This window comes from Vibrio nomapromontoriensis, assembly GCF_050337205.1.
Lineage (GTDB): Bacteria > Pseudomonadota > Gammaproteobacteria > Enterobacterales > Vibrionaceae > Vibrio > Vibrio nomapromontoriensis.
Genome location: NZ_JAKJSS010000049.1, coordinates 1 through 832, shown reverse-complemented (window position 1 = coordinate 832; position 832 = coordinate 1). Strand labels below are relative to the sequence as shown.

Below are 832 nucleotides of genomic sequence, written 5' to 3'. Positions count from 1 at the left end.
CTCTTCCTCGGGGTACTTAGATGTTTCAGTTCCCCCGGTTTGCTTCATTAACCTATGTATTGAGTTAATGATACGTGCTTATGCACGTGGGTTTCCCCATTCGGAAATCCCAGACTCACAGGTTATTACTACCTAATCTGGGCTTATCGCAAGTTATTACGTCCTTCATCGCCTCTGACTGCCAAGGCATCCACCGTGTACGCTTAGTCACTTAACCATACAACCCCAAAAGGTTTCGATTTGACTTCACTTTTAAAAAGTGAAAACAAAAAGGTGTATGGCAAACAACCAAAGTCGCTATCTCATTATTTGAATGAGCGAGATAGCATTCGATTTTGCCGGACTCAAATATAAACATCACAACCGAAGTTRTGCTGTTTCCAAGAACACTTGAATGTGTGTTGGTACCTACATCCCTTCTCTATAAAGAGTAAGACATAGGATTTGAGAACTTTTATTTGAATAACAATGAAATCACATTGTTATTCGTCAGCTTTCCAAATTGTTAAAGAGCATAAAGCACAAAGCTTTAATCAATGAGTAATCATTAATTAAAGCTCTATTGTTCTTAACTAATCAAACCTAATCAATCTGTGTGAACACTCATCAAGACAATCTTTCGTATAAGGAGGTGATCCAGCCCCAGGTTCCCCTAGGGCTACCTTGTTACGACTTCACCCCAGTCATGAACCACAAAGTGGTGAGCGTCCTCCCGAAGGTTAAACTACCCACTTCTTTTGCAGCCCACTCCCATGGTGTGACGGGCGGTGTGTACAAGGCCCGGGAACGTATTCACCGTGGCATTCTGATCCACGATTACTAGCGATTCCGA

At 42.1% G+C, this 832-nt stretch carries 2 rRNA genes; both read right to left on the bottom strand.

Annotated features, from left to right (window positions below):
• Nucleotides 1–217, bottom strand: a 23S ribosomal RNA gene (locus tag L4D05_RS24065); the annotation flags it as partial.
• A gap of 407 nt (nt 218–624) precedes the next feature.
• Nucleotides 625–832, bottom strand: a 16S ribosomal RNA gene (locus L4D05_RS24060); the annotation flags it as partial.